The organism is Modestobacter sp. VKM Ac-2978 (assembly GCF_026968025.1).
Taxonomy (GTDB): Bacteria; Actinomycetota; Actinomycetes; order Mycobacteriales; family Geodermatophilaceae; genus Modestobacter.
The window spans coordinates 566,187-588,116 of record NZ_JAPVBP010000001.1 but is presented as its reverse complement, the minus strand read 5'-3'; the positions used below and the strand labels follow the sequence as shown (position 1 = coordinate 588,116).

The window sequence follows — 21,930 nt, the reverse complement described above, 5'->3', positions numbered from 1 at the left end:
CACCCGGGAGGCGGTGCTCGCCGCGGCCCGGGCCACCTTCGCCGAGCGTGGGTTCGACGGCGCATCGATCCGGGTGATCGCCACCGCGGCAGGGGTCGACCCGGCGCTGGTGCACCACTACTTCGGCAGCAAGGACAAGCTCTTCCTCGCCGCCATCGAGGCCCCGGCCGACCCCGAGGAGCTGCTGCCCGAGCTGCTCGCCGGCGGGACGGCGGACCTCGGCGCCAGCGTCGTCCGGCTGCTGCTGCAGGTGTGGGACGGCCCCGGCCGGGCGGCGGGGCTCGCCCTGGTCCGGTCGGCCGTGACCAACGAGTGGACCGCGCGACTGCTCCGGGAGTTCCTGGTCTCCCAGGTGCTGCGCCGGGTCGTCGGCACGCTCGGACTGCCCCGCGCCGAGGGCGAGGCGCGGGGCTCCCTGGTCGCCTCCCAGCTGATCGGGGTGGTGATGGCCCGCTACGTGCTGCGGGTGGAGCCGCTGGCGTCGGCGTCGGCCGACGAGCTGGTCGCCGCGATCGGCCCCACGGTGCAGCGCTACCTGACCGGGGACATCGACCTCCCCGGTGTCGTTGCGCCCAGCACCTAGGCTCTCGCCTCGATGACCAGCGACGAGGCCTTCTCCTTCGCAGCCGACCCGCTGGCCGACCCGGTGTTCACCGCACCCGAGATCCCTCCGGCGGCCGTCTGCCGCAGCGTGCGCAAGACCTACCGGACGGCGAGCGAGTCGGTGACCGCGCTGGACGACGTCACCGTGGCGATCCCCCGCGCCCAGGTGACCGTGGTCGTCGGCCCGTCGGGGTCGGGCAAGTCCTCGCTGCTGCGACTGCTGGCCTGCATCGACTCCCCCGACGCCGGGGAGGTGCTCATCGCCGGCCAGCGGGTCGACCAGCTGGGCGCCCGGGCCCGCCGGGCGCTGCGGCAGCGACAGGTCGCCTACCTCTTCCAGCGCCCCGGCGAGAACCTGCTGCCCTACCTGGACGCGGTCGCCCAGGTCCGGCTGGCCGCATCGCTGCGGGGCGCCCCGGTCACCGCAGCTGCGGCGCTCGCCCTGCTCGACCGGCTGGGACTGCGTGAGCGCGCCGACCACCACCCCGCGCAGCTCTCCGGTGGAGAACAGCAGCGCCTGGCGGTGGCCTGTGGCGTCGTCGGCGACCCGGCGCTGGTCGTCGCCGACGAGCCCACGGCGGAGCTGGACACCGCGGCCGCCGAGCGGGTGCTCGTGGCGATGGAGGACCTCGCCGCGGCCGGGGTCGGCTTCGTCATCTCCTCGCACGACCCCCGGGTGATGGCCATCGCCGACGGCTTCGTGCGGCTGGACCACGGCCGACTGGTGACCCTGTGACCCCGGGCCGGCAGCCGGCCGGCGGGTTCACGGGCACCGGGCTGGTCAAGCGGTTCCGGCGCGGCGCGGAGACCGTCTCGGCGCTGGCCGGGGTCGACCTGCGGGTCGACCCCGGGGAGTTCGTCGCCCTCGTCGGCCCCTCCGGGTCCGGGAAGAGCACGCTCCTCGCGCTGCTCTGTGGCTGGGAGACCGCCGACGAGGGCGAGCTCGCCTACCTGGGGCCGCTCGCCGACCGCCGTCCCGACGGCTTCGGCTGGCGGGACCTGGCGCTGGTGCCCCAGGCCCTCGGGCTGGTCGCCGACCTCAGCCTGGCCGACAACGTGCTGCTGCCGGCCCGGCTGAGCGGCACCCTGGCCGCCGACGAGCCCCGCGCCCGGTCGCTGCTGACCGCCTTCGGCGTCGACCACCTCGCCGACCGCTACCCGCACCAGGCCTCGCTCGGCGAGCAGCAGCGGATCGCCGTCGCCCGGGCGCTGCTGCTGCGCCCGGCGGTGCTGCTGGCTGACGAGCCCACCGCCCACCAGGACCGCGGGCACGCCGACCGGCTGCTCGACGCTGTCACCGACGCGGCCCGCGAGGGGTCGGCGGTGCTCATCGCCACGCACGACGAGATCGCCTGGGGCCGCGCCGACCGGGTGCTGTCCATGCGCGACGGCGTGGTCACCGAAGGCACCCCCTCGTGAGCCGGCCACCGCTGTGGCGGCTGGCGCCGTGGACCCGGGCACCCTGGCTCGGGCTGCGGCAACCGGCCGCCGTCATCGCCGTGCTGGTGACCTCGGCGATCCTCGCCTGCGCGGTCGCCTCCGCCCCGCTGTTCCTCTCCTCCGCCCGCTCCGCGGCCCTGCAGCAGCAGCTCGCCCAGCGCTGCGACGAGGTGGCCCGCCCGCAGACCGGCGTCAACTCGGCTCTCGTCGATCCGCAGGGGCAGCCGCAGGACGGCGGCGACGGCAGCACCCGGCCGGAGCTCGACGAGTCGCTGCTGCAGGCCTGGGCGGACGCCGGGCTGCCGGCCGAACCGGTGCTGGCCACGGCCTGGATCGGCTCGTCCTCCCCGGGCTCCGACGGCGTCCTCGCCCGCGGCCCGGACGGCGCTGCGCTGGCGCAGCCGGTCACCCTGTTCCACCGCCCGACCGCGCTGGACAACGTCGAGGTGGTCGAGGCCGGCGACGGACCAGGGGTCTGGGTGCCGGTGAGCGTCGCCGAGCAGGATGGCCTCTCCGTCGGGGACCGGCTCGCCTTCGGCGCCCAGCAGGCACCGGTCGCCGGGATCTACCAGGACCTGGCCGTCGCCAACCCCGACGACCCCTACTGGTGCGACTACCGGCTGCTGTTCTCCAACGAGGCCTCCGCGAACCGGGCCCCGCCGGCGATGCTCCTGGTCACCGACGAGAGCACTTTCTACCGGCTCGCCACTGCCGCGGCCGGCGGGGCCGTCCGGCTGCAGCAGGTGCCGGTGGACGCCTCCTCGCTGTCGGTCAGCGACGTACGCGATCAGCGGGAGACCCAGGAACGGATCGTCGCAGCCAGTGGCATGGCGTCGGAGTTCGAGCCGGGTGTCCGCGCGGTCGCCGTGCCCAACGACCGGCTGCCCGACGTGCTGGACCGCGCCGCGCTGATCGAGTCCGGGCTGCGCGGCCCGGTCGTCCCGGTCGCAGTGGCCGGCGCCCTGCTCGCCCTGGTCCTGGTCGCCTCCGCCGGGAGCTTCTGGGCCGACCGGCGGGCCACCGAGGTGCGGCTGCTCGCCGCACGTGGGGTCGGGCCGGTGCCGCTGGCTGGCAAGGCCGCGTTGGAGCTCGGGCTGCCGGCGCTGGCCGGGGCGGCCCTGGGCTGGGCGGCGTCCGGGGTGCTCATCACCGGGCTCGGCCCCGCGGACGACCTCGACCCCTCGGCCACCACTGCAGCCGCCTGGGCCGGGGTCGCCGCCTTCGTGGTCGGCCTAAGCGCGGCCTCGGCCGTGGCCGGGTTGCGGGCCCGCGGCACCGCCGAGCGACCGCTCGGTGCGGCCCCGAGGTGGCCGGCCCGGGTGCCGTGGGAGCTGGCCCTGCTGCTCGGCGCCGCCTGGTGCTGGCTGCTGCTGCAGTCCCGCGACGCGGTGGTGAGCGTCGCCTACGTGGCCCAGGTGAACGGACTGCTGGTCGCGTTCCCGCTGCTGGCGATCGCCGGCACCGCCGTCCTGCTCGGCCGACTGGTCACCGCGCTGCTGCCCCGGCTGCGCCGCTGGGCCGGACGCCGCTCCCCCGCCCTCTTCCTCGCCGTCAACCGGCTCACCGCCGCCCGGCTGGCCACCGCCACCCTGCTGGTCGCGGTCACCCTCCCGGTCGCCGTGCTGGGCTACACCGCGACGCTGACCGCCAGCTCGCAGACCACCCTGGACGCCAAGGTCGGGGTACAGATCGGCGCGGCTGCGGCGGCCGTCACGGTCACCCGGTTCGAGGTGACCCCGGCGCTGGAGGCGGCCGGCACCTACGTCGTCCGCTACGACGGCAGTGCCGTGGCCGGCGACGACGGGCGGACGGACGTCCAGGTGCTGGCCGTCGACCCCGATGACTTCGCCGACACGGCCTTCTGGGACGACTCCTTCGCCGACCGCCCGCTCGCCGAGCTGCTGGCGGCGCTGACCGGCCCGGACGTGGACGGGCGGCTGCCGGTGGTCGCCGCCGGGCTGCCGGCCGGGGACCCCGACCTCCGGCTCGGCAGCACGGCGGTGCCGGCCGAGGTGACCGCCACGGCCCGGGTGCTGCCCGGACGCCGCAGCGACGACCCCGTCGTCCTCGTCGATGCCGATCGGCTGCCGGAGATCACCCGGAACGCCGGGGCCGCGCCCGCCGCCGAGCTGTGGACGAACGGTGACCTCGGCGCCGGGATCGACGCCCTGACCGACGCCGGCGCGCAGAACATCCGCGTCCTCACCCCCGGCGGGGTGCAGGAGAGCGCCAACTTCCTGGGCATCACCTGGACCTTCGGCTACCTCTCCGCCCTCGCCGTCTTCGTCGGGGTGATCGCCGTCGGCGGGCTGCTGCTGTACCTGGAGGCCCGCTCCCGCAGCCGCGTCTCCGGCTACGTGATGGCCCGCCGGCTGGGGCTCTCCCGGGGCGCGCACCTGCGCTCGCTGCTCGTCGAGCTGGTCGGTGTCGCCGTGGCCGGGCTCGTGCTGGGCGCGCTGCTGGCGGCGGGGGCGGTGGCGCTGGTGTACCGGCGGCTGGACGTCGACCTGCTGCGGCCGCCCACGCCACTGCTGGACGTGCCCTGGGCGGCGATCGCCGGCACCGCGGTGGCCACCGTCGCCGTCGCCGGACTCGCGGCGCTGTACGCCCAGCGGGCCGCCGACCGCGCCGACCCGGCGAGCGTGCTCCGCGAGGACGCCTGAGTCAGCTGCGCGGCGCCCGGGCGAGCTGGCGGCTCTGCGCCACGAGCCGGCCGGTGGAGTCCCAGATCCGGTAGTCCTCGTCCAGCCAGCCGCCGGCGATCTCGTTCGCCCGCGCCTCGACCAGGCACCAGCCCGGCGCCGGCAGCGCACGGACCAGCACCTGCAGCTGCACCGTGGGCGCCCAGCCGAACAGCCCGATCGCCCACGACGTCGGCGGCAGCGCGTCGGCGAAGGTGACCAGCGCCAGCGGATCGGGCTCGCGGCCGTCGGCGAACCGCAGCCAGGCCCGCATCATCGGCTCCTCCCCCGGCTGCCCCAGCGCCCAGCCGGCGGTCAGCGGGTCCAGCCGGACGTCGACCCGCTGGGTGAGCCCCGGCACCGACACCGACGACGGCGCCAGGTGGGCGTTCTCGGCGATGGAGAAGCAGTCCTGCACGGGGGTCGCGGTCGGCATCGGCGAGGAGAAGGCCGCGTCATCGGCCGTGAGCGTCGCCGTCGTCGCCTGGACGGTCACCGCCGGCCCGGCGGCGTCGGCCAGCACGACGGCCGAGTGGGCGAGCGTCCGGCCGGCCGGCCCCGGGGTGACGGTGAGCGTCGCCGGACCGGCCGCGGCGGCGTGCAGGTAGCTGGCCGACAGTGCGACGGGGTGGGCGTGCGGCGACTCCAGGACGGCGGCCCGGCCGGCGACGGACAGCAGGTACCCGCCGTTCAGGATGCCGCCGCCGACGTCCCACCCCGGGTCGAGGTCGGCGACCAGGCCACCGCCCTCGGTGCGGGCGACGGCGGTCGCGGTGTCGAACGCGGAACGGGGATCGGTCTGCGGCACGGCGGACAGCGTGCCAGGCCGACCACGATCGCAGGTGCAGGGCTCAGCCGACCGGCCAGGCTGCCGTCCGCTCGTAGCGCGGCTCGGAGCCGAGGTGACTGCGCCACAGCACCACCTCGCGCACCGGCCAGACCGGGCCGCGGTAGCCGGCGAGCCGGTCGGGCAGGTCGCCGTCCGCCGGCTGGCCGGGCCGCCACCGTCCCACGGTCAGGTGCGCCCGGAACGGCCGGTCCTCGACCCGGAGGCCGACGGCCCGGGCGGCCGCGGCCAGCCGCCCGGCGAGCGCGGTCAGCTCCGGCACGTCACCGCCCAGCCCGACCCAGCAGACCGTGGGACGGCGCCGCGACCCGAACCGCCCACCACCGGCCAGCTGCAGGGACATCGGCGGCGTGCGGGCGACCGCAGGGGCCACCGCCGCGCGCAAGGGGGTCAGCAGCGGCGCCGGCACCTCGTCGAGGAACGCCAGGGTCAGGTGCCAGCGGGACGTCGGCGTCCACCGGGGCGCACCGGGGGCCGGACGCAGTGGCTGGAGCGCCCGGTCGAGGTCGCTGACGGCCGGTGCGGGCGGGTCGACGGCGAGGAACAGCCGGCCGGCCGAGGGGAGCCGGGGTGCCGACTCGGTCAGCCGGTCACCACCAGCCCGGCGGCCTCCAGCGCCCCGAGCAGCCGGATCCGCTCGAACTCGCGGGCCTCCTCGGGGACCTCCGTCAGCTGCTGGGGCACCTCGAGCAGCACAGCGGCCTCCACGAGCAGGTCGTCGTAGGCGGCCAGCAGGCCGCGGCGGCGCTCCATCGGCATCCCGCCGGGCACCATGGCGAGCTCGCGGGCGAGCCGGCGGAGGTCGGCCGCGACCCGCTCCAGCGGCCGATGCGGGCGCTCGGTCGGCCCGCTCGCCAGCGTGTTCCGCGGCACCCGACGCCCGGCGGGATGGGAGCCGGTGGCCCGGCGGCGGGGCGGTGCCGCAGCGGGGAGGCGGGCGGCCGGGCGGGCGGCGGACTCGGGGAGGGCCCGGGTGCGGCGGCGGGCCGCCCGGTCGGCCTGGAGCTGGCCGGTGGCCCAGCGGAGCAGCAGGACCAGGACGGCCACGCCCACGACCAAGAGGGCGACGGTGCCACCCAGCTGCAGCAACGACGCCCCGGCTTGCGCGGAGACAGACCCTCCCGAGGGCACGTACCGAAAGTACGTCGGACACCGCCCTGTGACAATGCGAACGCTGTGCGCTACCGCGCCGGTCACGCGATGCAATCGTTCGATCACTCACATGCGCGCGTCTCAGCGCACCTGGTCGCGCGTCCCCTGCTCCCCGGGCGGCTCGCCGTCGGCCGCCGCGGCCAGCCCGGCGGCGCGGGTCGGCGACGTGGCAGCCGCGACGTGCAGCTGCATGCTGGGTGGGCGGACGTGCAGCTCCAGGCGCACCTGCCGGCCCCGGGAGAGCACCGCCCCCGCCGCGACCGCCGTCACCACGACGACCAGGCCGCCGCCGATGAACCCCCAGGGCGCACCGAAACGCTCGGAGACCCAGCCGATCAGCGGCGCACCGACCGGCGTCCCACCCATGAAGCAGATGAAGTACAGCGCCAGCACCCGGCCGCGCATGTGCGGGTCCACGCCCAGCTGCACGAAGCTGTTGCAGGCCACGCTGAACACCAGCGCCGCCGCGCCGGTCGGGATGAGGACGGCGGCGAACGCGTAGTAGTTGCCCATCAGCCCGCTCACCACGAGCAGCAACCCGAACGCGACGGCGGAGACGATGAGGAACCGCTGCAGCGGCCGGGTGCTGCGCCGGGTCGACAGCAGCGCACCGGACAGCGAGCCGACGGCGTAGGCGGTGGAGAGCAGCCCGAACGCCCCGGCGCCCAGGTCGAACACCTCTCGGGCCATCAGCGCGATGGTGATCTGGGTGTTGAAGCCGAAGGTGCCCACGCAGAACGCGAGCAGCATCGCGAGCTGCAGGTCCGGGTGCTGCCGGGTGTAGACCAGCGTCTCCCGGAGCTGGCCGCGCGAGCGGGCGACCGGCGTGCTGCGGCTGAGCTCCCCGACCCGCATGGCGGCCAGCGCGGCGATGGTGGACGCGTAGGTGGCGGCGTTCACCAGGAACGCCGGGGCGGTGTCCCCGCCCGAGACCGCGATCAGCGCCCCGGCCACCGCGGGGCCCACGAGCCGGGCGCTGTTGAACACCGTGGAGTTCAGGCTCACCGCGTTGGCCAGCAGGTCCGAGCCGACCATCTCCGAGACGAACGACTGGCGCACCGGGACGTCGAGCGAGGACACCACGCCCAGGCCCAGGGCCAGCAGGTAGACGTGCCACAGCGCGATCGCGTCGGCGGCGACCATCAGGCCCAGCGTCAGGGCGAGCGCGCCCATGACGGCCTGGGTGATCATCAGCACCCGGCGCTTGTCGTACCGGTCGGCCAGCACCCCGCCGTAGAAGCTGAAGAACAGCGTCGGCCCGAACTGCAGGGCGGTGGTGATGCCCAGTGCGACGCCGCTGTCCCCCGACAGCTGCAGCACCAGCCAGTCCTGGCCGATGCGCTGCATCCAGGTACCGGTCTGGCTGACCAGGTTGGCCGAGACGTAGAGCCGGAAGTTGTGGACGCGCAGCGCCCGGAACATGCCGGCGCGCTCCGTGCGGTCAGGAGGCGTCGAGGTCACCCACTGGCGAGCTTCTCCATGATCACCGCGGCCTCGCGCAGCACGGTGCGGTCCTCGGCGGACAGCTCCTGGAGCCGGCCGGCCAACCACGCCTCGCGGGCCCGGACCTCCTCGGTCAGGAGCTCCTCGGCCTCCGCGGTCAGGTCGATGACCACCTGCCGGCCGTCGGTGGGGTGCGGGGTGCGGGTGACCAGCCCACGGGACTCCAGCGCGACGACCACCCGGGTCATCGACGGCGGCTGCACCCGCTCGTGCGCGGCCAGCTCACCCGGGCTCATCGCACCGTGCCGCTTGAGGGTCGACAGCGCCGCCAGGTGGGTGAGGGTCACCGAGGTGTCCACCCGCTGGTTGCGCAGCCGCCGGGAGAACCGCATGACGGCCAGCCGCAGGTCGTGGGCGAGCGCCGCGGTGTCCAGCGTCGTCCGTGCCACGTCTGCCACCTTAACCGGAGTAGAAAGCCTGCCTAACGAGATGCGACCAGCAATCGCTCACAAGAGCTGCTGGATCGGCTCGAGTGCGAAGTAGACGACGAAGACGGCGGCCACCACCCACATGAGCGGGTGCACGTCGCGACCGCGGCCGACCGCCAACCGCAGCAGCACGAAGCTGACCACCCCGGCACCGATCCCGTTGGTGATCGAGTAGGTGAACGGCATGAGGGCGATCGTCAGGAAGGCGGGGATGACCAGCGACATGTCGTCCCAGGACAGGTCGCGGATCTGGCTGATCAGCATGGCGCCCACGATCACCAGCACCGGTGCGGCGGCCTCGGAGGGCACCACCTGCACCAGCGGCGTGAAGAAGGCGGCCACCAGGAACACCAGGCCGGTGACGACGCTGGCCAGGCCGGTGCGGGCGCCGTCCCCGACGCCGGCGGCGCTCTCGATGTAGGTGGTGTTCGACGAGATGCTGGAGGCACCACCGGCCGCCGCGGCCAGCGAGTCGACCAGCAGGACCGGCTGGGAGCGGGGCAGGTTGCGGTCCTCGTCGAGCAGGTCACCCTCGGCGCCCACCGCCGTCACGGTGCCGACGGTGTCGAAGAAGTCGGCGATCATGATCGAGAAGACGATGAGCAGAGCGGCCAGGACGCCGATCCGGTCGAAGCCCCCGAACAGCGAGAAGTTGCCGATCAGCGACAGGTCGGGCAGGCCGAACCAGTCGTCGGGCCACGAGGGCACCTGCAGCGCCCAGCCCCGCGGGTCCAGCTCGTTGCCGTCGGGGCCCACCCGCGGCCCGATGCCGGCGATCGCCTCGACCACGATCGCGAACAGCGTCGTGATCACGATGCCGAGGAGCAGGCCGCCCCGGACCTTCCGGACGACGAGCACGCTGGTGAGCAGCAGGCCGACGACGAAGGTGAGCATCGGCCACCCCGCCAGCTGGCCTCCGACGCCGAAGCTGATCAGCGGCGAACCGGGCCGGATGACCCCGGCGTCCGACAGCCCGATGATGGTCAGGAAGAAGCCGATGCCGACCGCGATGGCGATCTTCAGCTGGGCCGGGATCGCCTCGAACACCGCCCGGCGGAAGCCGGTGAGCACCAGCACGGCGATCAGCAGGCCCTCCAGCACGACCAGCCCCATCACCTCGGGCCAGGTGAGCTGGGTGGCGGCGTAGACGGCGACGATCGCGTTGATGCCCAGGCCGGTGGCCAGCGCGAACGGGTAGCGCCCCACGATGCCCATCGCGATGGTCAGCACGCCGGCCACGAACGCCGTGACGGCGGCGACCGAGGCGAACGGCAAGGTGTTCCCGTTGACGTCCGCGCCGGACAGGATGATCGGGTTCAGCACGACGATGTAGGCCATCGCGAAGAACGTCGTGAAGCCACCACGCACCTCACGGGCGACCGTGGACCGCCGCTCGGTGATCGAGAAGTAGCGGTCCAGCCCGTTCTTGGGGCGCACCCTCGGTCCGGCGCTGCGCCGGGGGCCGGTCACGACCTCTGCGGGGGTCCCGGCGTCGGCCGGTGCGGGCGCGGAGCCGACTGCGGTCGCACCGGTGCCACTGACGACCTTGCGGGCACGCTTGCGGGACTTGTCGGGCATGGGTGGACCCCCGGGGACGGCGACCGGCGCGGCTCCGGCGGGGTCGACGTCCCCGGCGGGCCGCCCGGTGCGGGTGGCATCGAGCGGCGACAGCGTGCCACACCGCCCGGGCGCGTCGGACGGACCACCGTTCCGACCTGCAGTTCAGCGGCCTAGGGTCGGGGGGTGCCCGCTCCGTCCCGGCCCTCTCCGCCGCCCCTGCAGGTCGACACGGTGCGAGTGGTCCTGACGGGTACCGCGCTGTGGGCGATCGCCCTCGTGGTGCTGCTCTTCCTCGGCGACCGGGTCGACCCGGTCTGGACCTGGACCTGCGTGGCCGGCGTCGTGCTGCCCGGCCTCGGACTGGCGCTCATGCGCTGGCAGGGCCAGCGCTGAGACGACCTGCCCCGTTGCACGCCCAGTGCACGTGCTGCAGGACGTGCAGAGCGGGCGAAGAGCGTGCGATGCGCCGCGCTCAGATGACGTCGAAGTCCGCGGTGTCGTAGCGCGCCGTGGGGGTGAACTCGGCCGGCTCGCCGTCGGTGCGCTCCAGGCTGGCCTGGCTGTGCGCACCGCAGCCGTAGTCGGCGGTGACGACGTGCCCGTCGGCCGGGGCGTACGCGTTGCTGCAGGCGCCGAGCGACAGCCGGAGCGAACCGGCCAGCGGCAGGTAGAAACCGCAGGTCGAGCAGGGGCCGGGGGCGTGCCGGGCCATCGACGAGCGCGGCCCGAAGTCCCCGTCGCGCCAGCGCTCCGCGGCCTCGATCCGCCCCTCGGGTGAGAGCACCCGCTCCCGGCCGATGCCCAGCTCCTCGGCCACGACGCGGCCGGCCGGGTCCTCGGCGGAGTCGTCGTCGGCCAGGTACGCGGGCACCAGCCGGGCGTCGTCCTCGGTGGAGGGCAGGACGTCGCCCACCGACAGGTCGCCGGGGCGCAGCCGCTCGTGCCACGGCACCCACGCCGGGGCGAGCAGCGCCGAGTCACCCGGGAGCAGCACGACCTCGTCGAGGGTGACCTCATCGGCGCCGGGCACCGCGGCCAGCGTCACGGCCCAGTGCCACCCGGCGTAACCGAGCAGGGTGGCGGCGAAGGAGTGCGTGCCGACGACGCCGAGCGCGGGGTCGGCCTGCTCACCGAGCGCCTCCGGGGTCACCCCCAGGTGCTCGCCGACCGCCGCCGGGTCACCGGCCACCTCGATCGCGGCGGCCCGGGCCTGCTCGACCGCAGCGGCCAGCACCTCGTCGGGAGAGGAGCCAGGGGACGCGGCGGCAGGAGTTGAGTCGGACACGTCCCCCATTGTCGCCGATGACGGCAAGGGCGTCCCGGCCAGGGAGGCGTCTTCCCCCCGCCGCGCGCACAGGCGGCTGCGGCACCATGGGCGTGTGCTCGACTCCCCCACCCCACGCACGCGGGGAGCTGGGGATCGCGCCGGCCACCACCGGCCGACGGGGCTCCACCGTGGCTGCGGCGCTGCCGGTGCTCGCCGTCGGCCGCACCCTCGGGAGCCTGCGCAGCCGCCGGGTCATCCGCACCACCGATCGGGAGGCAACAGCGTGAACGGGGCAGCACGGGCATCGGGGACGACACTGCTGAGCGGGGTGCTGTTGCTCACCGGGTGCGGGGACTCCGGCAGCTCCGGCGGAACTGCCGGGGACGACGGCGGGACCGCCCCCTCGGTCACCGTGCAGGCCGGGGGTGACCCGATCACCGTCGACCCGACCCAGTACTGCCTGGACGGGGAGGGGCAGCGCTACCGGACCGAGCCGACGTACCTGGAGGTCGCGCCGGACACCGAGATCGTGCTGGAGGTGCCCGACGTGGTGGCCGAGGCCGGCTGGAGCGTCCAGGTGTTCGACGAGCGGCTCGAGGAGCGGATCGGCGACATCGACGTGCCGGCCGGCACCGCCGTCCTCGACGACATCAACACCTCCGACGTCGTCCCCCCGACCTACTACCTGGTGGTCGTGGAGGACTCCGACACCGACGCCTGCGAGGGGCTCTCCGGCGCCTGGCCGGTGGGCTTCATCCGCGCCGACACGACCACCAGCCCCGCCGGCTGACGGCCCCGCTGCAGGAGCCCGCCGCGGGCCTGCGGGTGGCGGGGGGCAGTGGGGTCCGCCGTCAGGCGTCGAGGTCGTCGGCGACCGCGCGCAGCACCGCGGCGACCTTGCGGGCCATCGGCTTGTCGGGGTAGCGCCCGTGCCGCAGACCCTCCGAGACGCCGTCCAGCAGCGTGATCAGGTCCTCGATGATCGGCACCAGGTCGTCGGGCTTCTTCCGGGTGCCGGCGACCGCGGACGGCAACGGGTCGAGCACCTGCACCTGCAGCGCCTGGTCACCCCGGCGGCCCTGGACGATGCCGAACTCCACGCGCTGGCCGGGCTTGAGCTCGGTGGTGCCGGCGGGCAGCGCGTCCTTGTGCACGAACACGTCCGGGCCGTCCGAGTGGGCGAGGAAGCCGAAGCCCTTCTCCGCGTTGAACCACTTCACCTTGCCGCTGGGCACGTCGATCCCTCAGTCAGTCGTTCCTGGTCCCGGCCGTCGCGGCCGGTGGCGTCGGCAGCCGCGGTGGGCTGCGCGCCCGCCAGGTTAACCACGGCCGGCCACCCCGCGGCCACCGCTTTCCGGGCCGGGAGCGGGCGGCCGGCTAGGCGAACCGGTGCGCGGCTGCTGCCTGCAGGCCCAGCTCGTCGATCGACGTCTCGCGCATCTCGACCTTGCGCACCTTGCCGGTCACCGTCATCGGGAAGGCGTCGACGACCTTCACGTACCGCGGCACCTTGTAGTGGGCCAGCTTGCCGGCACAGAAGGCGCGCAGCCCCTCCGCGGTGAGCGGTTCGGCCTCCGCCCGCAGGCGCACCCAGGCCATCAGCTCCTCGCCGAAGCGCTCGTCCGGGACGCCGATCACCTGGGCCTCCACGACGTCGGGATGGGTGAAGAGGAACTCCTCGATCTCGCGCGGGTACACGTTCTCCCCGCCGCGGATGACCATGTCCTTGATCCGCCCGACGATGTTGAGGTAGCCGGCGTCGTCCATCACGGCCAGGTCGCCGGTGTGCATCCAGCGGGCGGCGTCGAGCACCTCGGCGGTCTTCTCCGGCTCGTCCCAGTAGCCCAGCATCACCGAGTAGCCGCGGGTGCAGAACTCACCGGTCTGCCCGCGCGGGACGGTCAGCCCGGTGTTCGGGTCCACCACCTTGACCTCCAGGTGCGGGTGCACCCGCCCGACGGTCGACGTCCGCCGCTCCAGGTCGTCCTCGGCGGCGGTCTGGGTGGACACCGGGGAGGTCTCGGTCATGCCGTAACAGATGGTCACCTCCGCCATCCCCATCTCCTCGACCACCCGCTTCATCACCTCGACCGGGCACGGCGAGCCCGCCATGATCCCGGTGCGCAGGCTGGACAGGTCGTAGGAGGCGAAGTCCGGCAGCGCCAGCTCGGCGATGAACATCGTCGGGACGCCGTAGAGCGAGGTGCACCGCTCGTCCTGCACCGCCCGCAACGTCGCCGCGGGGTCGAAGCCGGGCGCCGGGATGACCATCGTCGCGCCGTGCGAGGTGCAGCCCAGGTTGCCCATCCCCATGCCGAAGCAGTGGTAGTAGGGCACCGGGATGCAGACCCGGTCGGCCTCGGTGTAGCCGCAGCCCTCGCCCACGGAGAACCCGTTGTTGAGCAGGTTGTGGTGGGTGAGCGTGGCGCCCTTGGGGAAGCCCGTCGTCCCGGAGGTGTACTGGATGTTGATCGGGTCGTCGGGCGAGAGCTGCGCCGCCCGCTCGGCCAGCCGGGCCCGGTCACCCGCCCGGCCGGTGTCCAGCAGCTGCGTCCACTCCTCGTCACCGAGGAAGACGACCTCGCGCAGGTCGGGGCAGTCCCCGCGCACCTCGTCGACCATGGCGCGGTAGTCGCTGCCCTTGAACTCCGGCGCGGCCACCAGCACCGAGATGCCCGCCTGGCGCAGCACGTAGGACAGCTCGTGCGTGCGGTAGGCGGGGTTGATGTTGACCAGGACGGCGCCGAGCTTCGCCGTCCCGTACTGCACGAAGACCCACTCGGCGCAGTTCGGCGCCCAGATGCCCACCCGGTCGCCCTTGGCGACGCCGAGGGCGTCCAGGCCGAGTGCGCAGGCGTCGACCTCGGTGACCAGCTCGGGGTAGGTCCAGCGGCGGCCCGTGGCGCACTCGACGAGCGCCTCGTGGTCGCCCACCCGCGCTGCCGTCCGATCGAGGTCGTCCCCGATCGTGTCGCCCAGCAGGGGCACCGTCGAGGTGCCGCTGCTGTAGGACGGCAGCGCGGGAGCCGTCACCGGCCCTCGCCCGCCATCAGGCCGGCCCGGTTGGGCTTGTCGACCGGGTGGGCGTAGCGCAGCCGCTCCGGCGGGAGCGGGAAGGCGTGGTCCTCACCGAACGGGGAGAGACCGCCGGCCATCTCGCTGACCAGCTCGGTCACCGGCGGACCGTCGCCGCTCGACTGCCCCCAGGTCGGCTCGACCAGGTGGGCGTGCTTCGCCTTGCGCTTGGACATGACGCCTCCAGTTGCTCTGCCGGGCCAGGGAGTGCTGCCCGGGTGTCTCCGTCGTCATCTTCCCGCGTCGCACCCGGCTCACGCACGCCACGGGGTCACCGTGTCGCTGGGAGGGGTCAGCGCCGGCCGGCCCGCCGGGCGCCGTAGACCGTGCCGGCGCCGTCGGCGGTGAGCAGCCACTCCCGCGGGGAGACCTCGGCGTAGCGCACCTCGGCGCCGTCCAGCCGCTGCACCGCACGGGTGCGCCAGACCGCCGTGGACATCAGCTGCAGCTGCAGCGCCTCGTCGGTGAGCTCGTCGTACCCGGCCGGCTCGACCTGCAGCAGCGCCGGGCCGGCGATCCGCAACCGCCCGTGCTGCCACGGCTCCCGGGCCAGGGCTGCGGTCCACCGGCGGGCGCGCAGCCAGGCGCCCAGTCCGACGACGGCCACGACCAGCCCGCCGACGGCGAGCAGCACGACCATCAGCCCGGCGAACGGCGGCCGCGCCCCGCCGTCGGCGGTGATCCGGATGACGGCGGCGCCCATCAGCCACCCCAGGGCGACGGCGACCACACCACCGGCCAGCCAGCGCAGCGCACCCGCCCGGAGCGCGGCCAGGTCGGTGCGGGTCTGCGGGTCGTCGAGCGCGGGCACCCCGGGATGGTGACAGAGCCCGCCACCGCACCTGTCGACTCAGCCGTCCAGCCACGTGAGGAGAGGCCGGGCGCACGCCATGCGCCTGCGGACGTCCCGCTCACCCCATCTCTCCGAGGCCGGTCCCCCGGGTGCCAACTCGCGGAGGAAGAGGTCGTCGGTGATCAGCCGGAACAGCAGCGCACGGAGCACGAGCTGGTCCCACTCAGCCCGGTCGGCGACCTCGTCGACCAGGTCCGGGTCGGCCCCGTACCCGACCACCGCGTCCACCACGAGCAGGGCGCTGGCGTAGCCGGCGGGACGGCGGTAAGGGGTGAGGTCGATGACCGCCGGCGGCAGTGCCGGGTGCCAGAGCAGGTTCCCGGCGAGGTCCCCGTGCACCAGCTGCTCGGCGGCCGCAACCGGCCGCTTCCGTGCCTGCAGCCGGTCCAGCACCTCCGTCCCCGGGCCCCACCAGGCCGCCGGGATCTCGTCCCAGGCCATCCGGTCGGCCCGCTTCCACACCGTGTCGGGGAGCTCGGGCAGCGGCCGGTCGACGGCCCGGAGCGCCGCGGAGAAGCGGCCGGCCACGGCCAGGGCCTCCCGCCACGGCCCGCCGTGGAGACGGTGCTCACCGGCGACCCGTTCCCAGGCGGTCCAGCCATCGACGACGTGAGCCGTCCCAGCTGCCAGGGGACGGGCGACCCGGAACCCGTCCGGTGTCAGGTCGGTCGTCAACCTGGCCGTCCACTCGTCGAGGACGGCATCGGTGGACGGCTTGAGCACAGCGTCACCGGCGGTGAAGGTGCCACCCTGGCCGCCAGTGAGGAGCACCGGCTCCCCACTCAACCCGAAGGCGGACAGCACAGCCCGGGACGGCGGTCGGGGCTCCACGGGCGCGACGCTAGCCACTGCCCGCCCCACCGGGCGAGTGAGTTGCACCGGCCGCGGGAGCAGCACCGGCACCGGCCGACGTAGCGTGGAGCGGATGCCCACGGACCAGCCCGCCACGCTCGCCGCCTGGCTGCGCACCCGCACCGACGAGCAGCTGGGCACCCTCCTGGTGGCCCGGCCCGACGTCGCGCGCCCGGCTCCTTCCGACGTGGTCGGGCTGGCGACCCGGCTCGCGGTGCCCGTCTCGGTCGACCGCGCGCTGGACGAGCTGGACGCCGCGACCCTGCAGGTGCTCGACGCGGTGCTGCTCTCCCCCACCGACGGCGTCCCGCGCACGGAGCTGCCCGGGCTCCTGCCCGACGTGCCGGCCGAGGTGGTCGACGCCGCCGTCGAGACGCTGACCGGCCGGGCGCTGCTCTGGGGCGACGCCGACCTGCACGCCCCCGAGCCGGTGCGCCGGGCGGTCCGCTACCCCGCCGGGCTCGGCCGCCGGGCCACCGACCTGCGGGTCCCCCTCCCCCGCGACCTGCCCGGCACGCTCGCCGACCTGGCCGCCGACGAGCGCACGGTGCTCGAGCGGCTGGCCGGCGACCGCCCGGTCGGCCACCTCCCGGACAGCAGCGACGGGGCGTTGAGCCCGGCCCGCCGGCTGCTGCAGGCCGGGCTGCTGGCCCGGATCGACGCGGTCAACGTCGAGCTGCCCCGCGAGATCGGCCTGGCGTTGCGCGGCGACCGCCCGCTCGGCCCCCCGAGGCTGCGTCCGGAGCCGGAGGTCAGCGAGCGGGACCCGGCGATCGCCGACCGGCAGGCCGCCGGTGCCGCACTCGAGGTGCTCAGCCGGGTGAACGACGTGCTCACCGCACTGGAGGAGGAACCGGCCGGGCTGCTGCGCAGCGGCGGGCTCGGCGTGCGGGACCAGAAGCGGCTGGCCAAGGAGCTGCGCATCGGCGAGGCCGACCTCGCCTTCCTGGTCGAGGTCGCGCACGCCGCCGGCCTGCTGGACGTCGGCGGCGCGCAGCGCGACGAGTGGCTGCCGACCCGCGGGTACGACGCGTGGCGCGAGCAGGACCTCGCCGACCGCTGGGCGTTGCTGGCCGCCGGCTGGCTGGCCAGCGTCCGGCTGATCTCGTTGGTGGGCCAGCGCGACGTGGCCGGCAAGGCGGTCAACGTGCTGTCCCCCGACGTCGTCCGGCAGACCGCGCCCACGCTGCGGCGGTCGGCGCTGGGCGTGCTGGCCGAGTTCCCTCGCGGGCACGGCCTGACCGCCCCGGAGCTGGTGGCGCTGCTGCGCTGGCGCACCCCGCGGCGGGCCGACCGGCTCGCCCCGGTCCCCGACCTGCTGGCCGAGGCCGAACGCCTGGGGGTGCTGGTCGGCGGCGTGCTGAGCAGCGGCGGGCGCGCCCTGCTCACCGGCGGGGAGGACGACGCTGCGGACGCCATGCGCGGGCTGCTGCCGGCCCCGGTCGACCACGTGCTCGCCCAGCCCGACCTGTCGCTGATCGCCCCCGGTCCGCTGGTGGCCGACCTGGCCGCCACGCTCGCGGTCGTCGCCGACGTCGAGTCCTCGGGTGGGGCCACGGTGTACCGGGTGTCCGACGCGAGCATCCGGCGGGCGCTCGACTTCGGCTGGTCGGCCGGTGAGCTGCAGGACCTCTTCACCCGCGCCTCCCGCACGCCGGTGCCGCAGGCGCTGGAGTTCCTGATCGACGACGTGGCCCGCCAGCACGGGCGGCTGCGGGTGGGCGCGATCGAGTGCTACGTCCGCTCCGACGACCACGGCCTGGTCTCCCAGGTGCTCAGCGACCGGCGGACCGCCGGCGCAGAGCTCCGCCGACTGGCCCCGGGGGTGCTGGTCAGCGGGCTGGGCGCCGACGAGGTGCTCACCGTGCTGCGGGCCGCCGGGTACGCGCCGGCCGGGGAGTCCTCCGGTGGCGCGGTGCTGACCCGGCCGAAGGCGCCCCCGCGGGCGGCCGGTCGTCGTCCTGGCACGGTGGCTGCAGTCGGCCCCCGCCCGCTCGCGCCGGACGACGTCGCTGCGACGGTGCGCGAGATCCGGGCCGGGGACGCCGCCCTCGCCGCCCGGCGCACCGAGCCGGTCCGCCAGGTGCCCGGGGTGACCACCGCGAGCACGCTGGAGCTGCTGAGCCGGGCCGTGCGCGAGGGCCTGGCCGTCTGGCTGGGCTACGTCGACGCGCAGGGCAGCGGCAGCCAGCGGGTCGTCCAGCCGGTCTCGCTGGCCGGCGGGTTCCTGCAGGGGTTCGACGAGGGGCGCGGGGAGAGCCGCACCTTCGCCGTCCACCGGATCACCTCGGTCGCCCTGGTCGGCGCGGAGGACGCGGCCACGCCGTCCTGATCTCTGTTCCCTTGATCGGGTGAGTCCGGGATGATCAACCACCCGCCCGGCGTTGCGCGGATCAGTTGGCATGTGCAACCAGACTGCCGGGCTGCAGGTCCCCGGAGGCCCGCTGGTTGCCGCCACGGCTGAGGAGCGTGGAGATGACGAGGCAGCGAACGGTCGCCGATCGGCTGGCAGCGGCACTGGGTGCGGTGCTGGGGACGGCGGAGCCACCCCTGCGACTGCGCGGCTGGGACGGTTCCCTGGCCGGTCCGCCCGGCGCACCGGTGCTGGCGATCCGCTCCCGGCGGGCGCTGAGGCGGCTGGTGTGGTCACCCGGCCAGCTCGGTCTGGCCCGGGCCTACGTCGCCGGGGACATCGACATCGAGGGTGACGTCTTCGCCACCTTCGCCGCACTGCGCTCCGCCGGCCGGCTGGGCGAGACCGGCCCGATGGCCCCGCCCACCTGGCGCGAGCGGCTCGGCCTGCTCGGCACAGCGGTGGCCCTGGGGGCCATCGGCCCCGAACCGGCACCCCCGGCCGAGGAGGTCGACCTGGGGCGGGCCGGACGACGGCACTCCCGGTCCCGCGATGCTGCAGCGGTCGCCCACCACTACGACGTCGGCAACGACTTCTACGAGCTGGTCCTCGGCCCCTCGATGGTCTACTCCTGCGCCGTCTGGGCCACCCCGGAGACCGGGCTGGACGCCGCCCAGGAGGCCAAGCTCGACCTGGTCTGCCGCAAGCTGGGCCTCACCGAGGGCGCGCGACTGCTGGACGTCGGCTGCGGCTGGGGCTCGATGGCCATCCACGCAGCCCAGCGGTACGGCGCCGAGGTCGTGGGGATCACGCTGTCGGAGGAGCAGGCCCGGATGGCCCGCAAGCGGGTCGCCGAGGCCGGGCTGACCGACCGGATCGACATCCGGGTGCAGGACTACCGGTCCGTCGACGACGAGCCCTTCGACGCGATCAGCTCGATCGGCATGGCCGAGCACGTCGGCCGGGCCCAGATGCCCGAGTACGTCGCCCAGCTGCGCGCCCTGCTGCGCCCCGGCGGCCGGCTGCTCAACCACGCGATCAACTGGAACGCCGGTACGACCACCCCCGACCCCGACACCTTCATCGCGCGCTACGTCTTCCCTGACGGGGAGCTGCTCGGGCTGGGCGAGACGGTCGGTCTGCTGGAGTCCGCCGACCTCGAGGTGCTCGACGTCGAGGCGCTGCGCCAGCACTACGCGCTCACCCTGCGCGCTTGGGTACGACTGCTGGAGCAGAACTGGTCCGCTGCCGTCGCCGCCTCCAGCGAGGGCCGCGCGCGGGTCTGGCGGCTGTACATGGCCGCCTGCGCGCTGGCCTTCGAGGCCGGGGACATGGGCGTCAACCAGGTGCTGCTGCAGAAGACCGGCGGCGGCCAGCCGCCGCTGCGCCGCACCGCCTGGGTCTGACCGGGGCGGATCGCACGCTCTCCGTGCGCTCTGCACGTGCTGCACCGCGTGCGAAGGACTCGGAGAGCGTGCAATGCGGCCCACATCCCGGCGCGGAAGGGGACCTCGTCCTCCGGCGTTACCGTGGACAGTCCGGCGCGCACGTCTGCGCCGGAGCCCCCGAACAGAGGATGCGCACGCGTGAGTGACGGCCCCCTGATCGTCCAGTCGGACAAGACGCTGCTGCTCGAGGTCGACCACCCGTCGTCCAAGGAGTGCCGGGCGGCGATCGCCCCGTTCGCCGAGCTGGAGCGCTCCCCCGAGCACGTGCACACCTACCGGGTCACCCCGCTGGCGCTGTGGAACGCCCGCGCCGCCGGCCACGACGCCGAGCAGGTTGTCGACGCGCTGGTCCGGTACTCGCGCTACCCGGTGCCGCACGCCCTGCTGGTCGACATCGCCGACACGATGGACCGCTACGGCCGGCTGACCCTGGCCAACCACCCGGTGCACGGGCTGACGCTGACCACCACCGACAAGGCCGTGCTGGAGGAGGTCGTCCGCAGCAAGCGGGTGGCCCCGATGCTGGGCGCGCGCATCGACGCCGACTCGGTCGTCGTCCACCCCTCCGAGCGGGGCCGGCTCAAGCAGGCGCTGCTGAAGATCGGCTGGCCGGCCGAGGACCTCGCCGGCTACGTCGACGGGCAGGCCCACCCGATCGAGCTCGACCAGTCCGACTGGCACCTGCGCGACTACCAGCAGCAGGCCGTCGACGGCTTCTGGGCCGGCGGCTCGGGCGTCGTCGTGCTGCCCTGTGGCGCCGGGAAGACCCTGGTCGGCGCCGCGGCGATGGCCGAGGCCAAGGCGACCACGCTGATCCTGGTCACCAACACCGTCTCCGGCCGGCAGTGGAAGCGCGAGCTCATCGCCCGCACCACGCTGACCGAGGAGGAGATCGGCGAGTACTCCGGGGAGCGCAAGGAGATCCGGCCGGTCACCATCGCCACCTACCAGGTGATCACCACCCGGCGGAAGGGCGAGTACCGGCACCTGGACCTCTTCGACGCCCAGGACTGGGGCCTGATCGTCTACGACGAGGTGCACCTGCTCCCCGCGCCGATCTTCCGGCTCACCGCCGACCTGCAGTCCCGCCGCCGGCTGGGCCTGACCGCGACGCTGGTGCGCGAGGACGGGCGCGAGGACGACGTCTTCTCCCTGATCGGGCCCAAGCGCTACGACGCCCCGTGGCGGGACATCGAGGCGCAGGGGCACATCGCGCCGGCCGAGTGCGTCGAGGTGCGGGTCAGCCTGGACGACGAGGAGCGGATGACCTACGCGGTCGCCGAGCCCGAGGAGCGCTACCGGATCGCGGCGACCGCGCAGTCGAAGCTGCCGGTGATCCGCCGGGTGCTGGAGCGCCACCCCGACGAGCCGTCGCTGGTGATCGGCGCCTACCTGGACCAGCTGGAGGAGCTGGGCGCTGCCCTCGACGCCCCGGTGATCCAGGGGTCGACGACGAACAAGGAGCGGGAGCGACTGTTCCAGGCCTTCCGCACCGGTGAGATCCGCACCCTCGTCGTCTCCAAGGTCGCGAACTTCTCCATCGACCTGCCCGAGGCCGCGGTCGCCGTGCAGGTGTCGGGCACGTTCGGCTCCCGGCAGGAGGAGGCCCAGCGGCTCGGCCGGGTGCTGCGCCCCAAGGCCGACGGCCGGCAGGCGCACTTCTACACCGTGGTCAGCCGGGACACGCTGGACAGCGAGTACGCCGCGCACCGGCAGCGGTTCCTGGCCGAGCAGGGCTACGCGTACACGATCGTGGACGCCGCCGACCTGGCCGGACCGGGCGAGGTCAACGGCCCCGACTGGGTCGACGAGCCCGCCGACTGAACGAGGACCCCCTCGCCCCCCAGCCCTCGCTCCGCTCGGGCCGG

At 74.7% G+C, this 21,930-nt stretch carries 21 protein-coding genes; 9 read left to right on the top strand and 12 right to left on the bottom strand.

What is annotated here, in order from left to right:
• The first annotated feature begins 13 nt into the window (after positions 1-13).
• The 4 genes from O2W53_RS02765 to O2W53_RS02750 are packed head-to-tail and all read left to right on the top strand — an operon-like array spanning position 14 to position 4,706.
• Positions 14-583 carry a TetR/AcrR family transcriptional regulator gene (locus O2W53_RS02765; protein WP_269161507.1) on the top strand — a complete coding sequence of 190 codons (570 nt, stop codon included), beginning with the start codon at positions 14-16 and terminating at the stop codon, positions 581-583.
• A gap of 12 nt (positions 584-595) precedes the next feature.
• Positions 596-1,339 (top strand): ABC transporter ATP-binding protein, encoded by a 744-nt coding sequence (locus O2W53_RS02760; protein WP_269161506.1) that lies wholly within the window; start codon positions 596-598, stop codon positions 1,337-1,339.
• Entirely contained in the window at positions 1,336-2,022 is a 687-nt protein-coding gene (locus O2W53_RS02755; RefSeq protein ID WP_269161505.1) for an ABC transporter ATP-binding protein, read from the top strand. Before O2W53_RS02760 ends, O2W53_RS02755 begins: the two co-directional genes overlap by 4 nt.
• Positions 2,019-4,706, top strand: coding sequence for an FtsX-like permease family protein (locus O2W53_RS02750; RefSeq protein ID WP_269161504.1), 2,688 nt, complete (start codon positions 2,019-2,021; stop codon positions 4,704-4,706). The genes O2W53_RS02755 and O2W53_RS02750 overlap by 4 nt, the downstream gene beginning before the upstream one ends.
• A gap of 1 nt (position 4,707) precedes the next feature.
• Here O2W53_RS02750 and O2W53_RS02745 read toward each other — a convergent pair whose 3' ends face one another.
• The 6 genes from O2W53_RS02745 to O2W53_RS02720 form a co-directional block, all read right to left on the bottom strand.
• Entirely contained in the window at positions 4,708-5,532 is an 825-nt protein-coding gene (locus O2W53_RS02745; protein WP_269161503.1) for a thioesterase family protein, read from the bottom strand.
• A 43-nt stretch (positions 5,533-5,575) separates the two neighbouring features.
• Positions 5,576-6,118, bottom strand: a complete 543-nt coding sequence (gene thpR, locus O2W53_RS02740; RefSeq protein ID WP_269161699.1) for an RNA 2',3'-cyclic phosphodiesterase — start codon at positions 6,116-6,118, stop codon at positions 5,576-5,578.
• Between the two features lie 35 nt (positions 6,119-6,153).
• A complete protein-coding gene (locus O2W53_RS02735; RefSeq protein ID WP_269161502.1) occupies positions 6,154-6,702 on the bottom strand; it encodes a hypothetical protein in 549 nt (182 codons plus the stop codon).
• 102 nt (positions 6,703-6,804) lie between these two features.
• Entirely contained in the window at positions 6,805-8,184 is a 1,380-nt protein-coding gene (locus tag O2W53_RS02730) for an MFS transporter (protein ID WP_269161501.1), read from the bottom strand.
• Complete coding sequence (locus O2W53_RS02725; protein ID WP_269161500.1) at positions 8,181-8,615, bottom strand: MarR family winged helix-turn-helix transcriptional regulator; 435 nt, start codon at positions 8,613-8,615, stop codon at positions 8,181-8,183. The genes O2W53_RS02730 and O2W53_RS02725 overlap by 4 nt, the downstream gene beginning before the upstream one ends.
• Positions 8,616-8,672: 57 nt before the next feature.
• Positions 8,673-10,232, bottom strand: a complete 1,560-nt coding sequence (locus O2W53_RS02720; protein ID WP_269161499.1) for an NCS2 family permease — start codon at positions 10,230-10,232, stop codon at positions 8,673-8,675.
• Positions 10,233-10,397: 165 nt separating this feature from the next.
• Between O2W53_RS02720 and O2W53_RS02715 the strand changes: the two genes are divergently transcribed.
• Positions 10,398-10,607 (top strand): DUF2530 domain-containing protein, encoded by a 210-nt coding sequence (locus tag O2W53_RS02715; RefSeq protein WP_269161498.1) that lies wholly within the window; start codon positions 10,398-10,400, stop codon positions 10,605-10,607.
• Between the two features lie 79 nt (positions 10,608-10,686).
• On the opposite strand, the gene O2W53_RS02710 is transcribed toward O2W53_RS02715, so the two are convergent.
• Complete coding sequence (locus O2W53_RS02710; protein ID WP_269161497.1) at positions 10,687-11,508, bottom strand: DUF3027 domain-containing protein; 822 nt, start codon at positions 11,506-11,508, stop codon at positions 10,687-10,689.
• A 256-nt stretch (positions 11,509-11,764) separates the two neighbouring features.
• Between O2W53_RS02710 and O2W53_RS02705 the strand changes: the two genes are divergently transcribed.
• A complete protein-coding gene (locus tag O2W53_RS02705; protein ID WP_269161496.1) occupies positions 11,765-12,271 on the top strand; it encodes a DUF2771 family protein in 507 nt (168 codons plus the stop codon).
• A gap of 61 nt (positions 12,272-12,332) precedes the next feature.
• Here the strand turns inward: O2W53_RS02705 and O2W53_RS23865 are convergent, their stop codons facing one another.
• From O2W53_RS23865 to O2W53_RS02680, 5 genes are all read right to left on the bottom strand, one after another.
• Entirely contained in the window at positions 12,333-12,716 is a 384-nt protein-coding gene (locus O2W53_RS23865; protein ID WP_442929266.1) for a cold-shock protein, read from the bottom strand.
• A gap of 142 nt (positions 12,717-12,858) precedes the next feature.
• Positions 12,859-14,514 carry an AMP-binding protein gene (locus tag O2W53_RS02695; protein WP_269161495.1) on the bottom strand — a complete coding sequence of 552 codons (1,656 nt, stop codon included), beginning with the start codon at positions 14,512-14,514 and terminating at the stop codon, positions 12,859-12,861.
• A complete protein-coding gene (locus O2W53_RS02690) occupies positions 14,511-14,732 on the bottom strand; it encodes a hypothetical protein (protein ID WP_036334673.1) in 222 nt (73 codons plus the stop codon). Before O2W53_RS02690 ends, O2W53_RS02695 begins: the two co-directional genes overlap by 4 nt.
• Positions 14,733-14,848: 116 nt before the next feature.
• Positions 14,849-15,367, bottom strand: a complete 519-nt coding sequence (locus O2W53_RS02685; protein WP_269161494.1) for a hypothetical protein — start codon at positions 15,365-15,367, stop codon at positions 14,849-14,851.
• A gap of 39 nt (positions 15,368-15,406) precedes the next feature.
• Entirely contained in the window at positions 15,407-16,240 is an 834-nt protein-coding gene (locus O2W53_RS02680) for a hypothetical protein (protein ID WP_269161493.1), read from the bottom strand.
• Between the two features lie 94 nt (positions 16,241-16,334).
• Here O2W53_RS02680 and O2W53_RS02675 point away from each other — a divergent pair, with 94 nt between their 5' ends.
• The 3 genes from O2W53_RS02675 (at position 16,335) to O2W53_RS02665 (ending at position 21,886) form a co-directional block, all read left to right on the top strand.
• A complete protein-coding gene (locus O2W53_RS02675) occupies positions 16,335-18,593 on the top strand; it encodes a helicase C-terminal domain-containing protein (protein ID WP_269161492.1) in 2,259 nt (752 codons plus the stop codon).
• 143 nt (positions 18,594-18,736) lie between these two features.
• Complete coding sequence (locus O2W53_RS02670) at positions 18,737-20,020, top strand: SAM-dependent methyltransferase (protein WP_269161491.1); 1,284 nt, start codon at positions 18,737-18,739, stop codon at positions 20,018-20,020.
• A gap of 180 nt (positions 20,021-20,200) precedes the next feature.
• Entirely contained in the window at positions 20,201-21,886 is a 1,686-nt protein-coding gene (locus O2W53_RS02665; RefSeq protein WP_269161490.1) for a DNA repair helicase XPB, read from the top strand.
• The last annotated feature ends 44 nt before the right edge of the window (positions 21,887-21,930 follow it).

Bases quoted from the DNA above. Each gene is read 5' to 3' on its own strand.
- O2W53_RS02760 (WP_269161506.1), top strand. From the start codon at position 596: ATGACCAGCGACGAGGCCTTCTCCTTCGCAGCCGACCCGCTGGCCGAC.
- O2W53_RS02720 (WP_269161499.1), bottom strand. From the start codon at position 10,232: ATGCCCGACAAGTCCCGCAAGCGTGCCCGCAAGGTCGTCAGTGGCACC.
- O2W53_RS02710 (WP_269161497.1), bottom strand. From the start codon at position 11,508: ATGGGGGACGTGTCCGACTCAACTCCTGCCGCCGCGTCCCCTGGCTCC.
- O2W53_RS02690 (WP_036334673.1), bottom strand. From the start codon at position 14,732: ATGTCCAAGCGCAAGGCGAAGCACGCCCACCTGGTCGAGCCGACCTGG.
- O2W53_RS02675 (WP_269161492.1), top strand. From the start codon at position 16,335: ATGCCCACGGACCAGCCCGCCACGCTCGCCGCCTGGCTGCGCACCCGC.
- O2W53_RS02670 (WP_269161491.1), top strand. From the start codon at position 18,737: ATGACGAGGCAGCGAACGGTCGCCGATCGGCTGGCAGCGGCACTGGGT.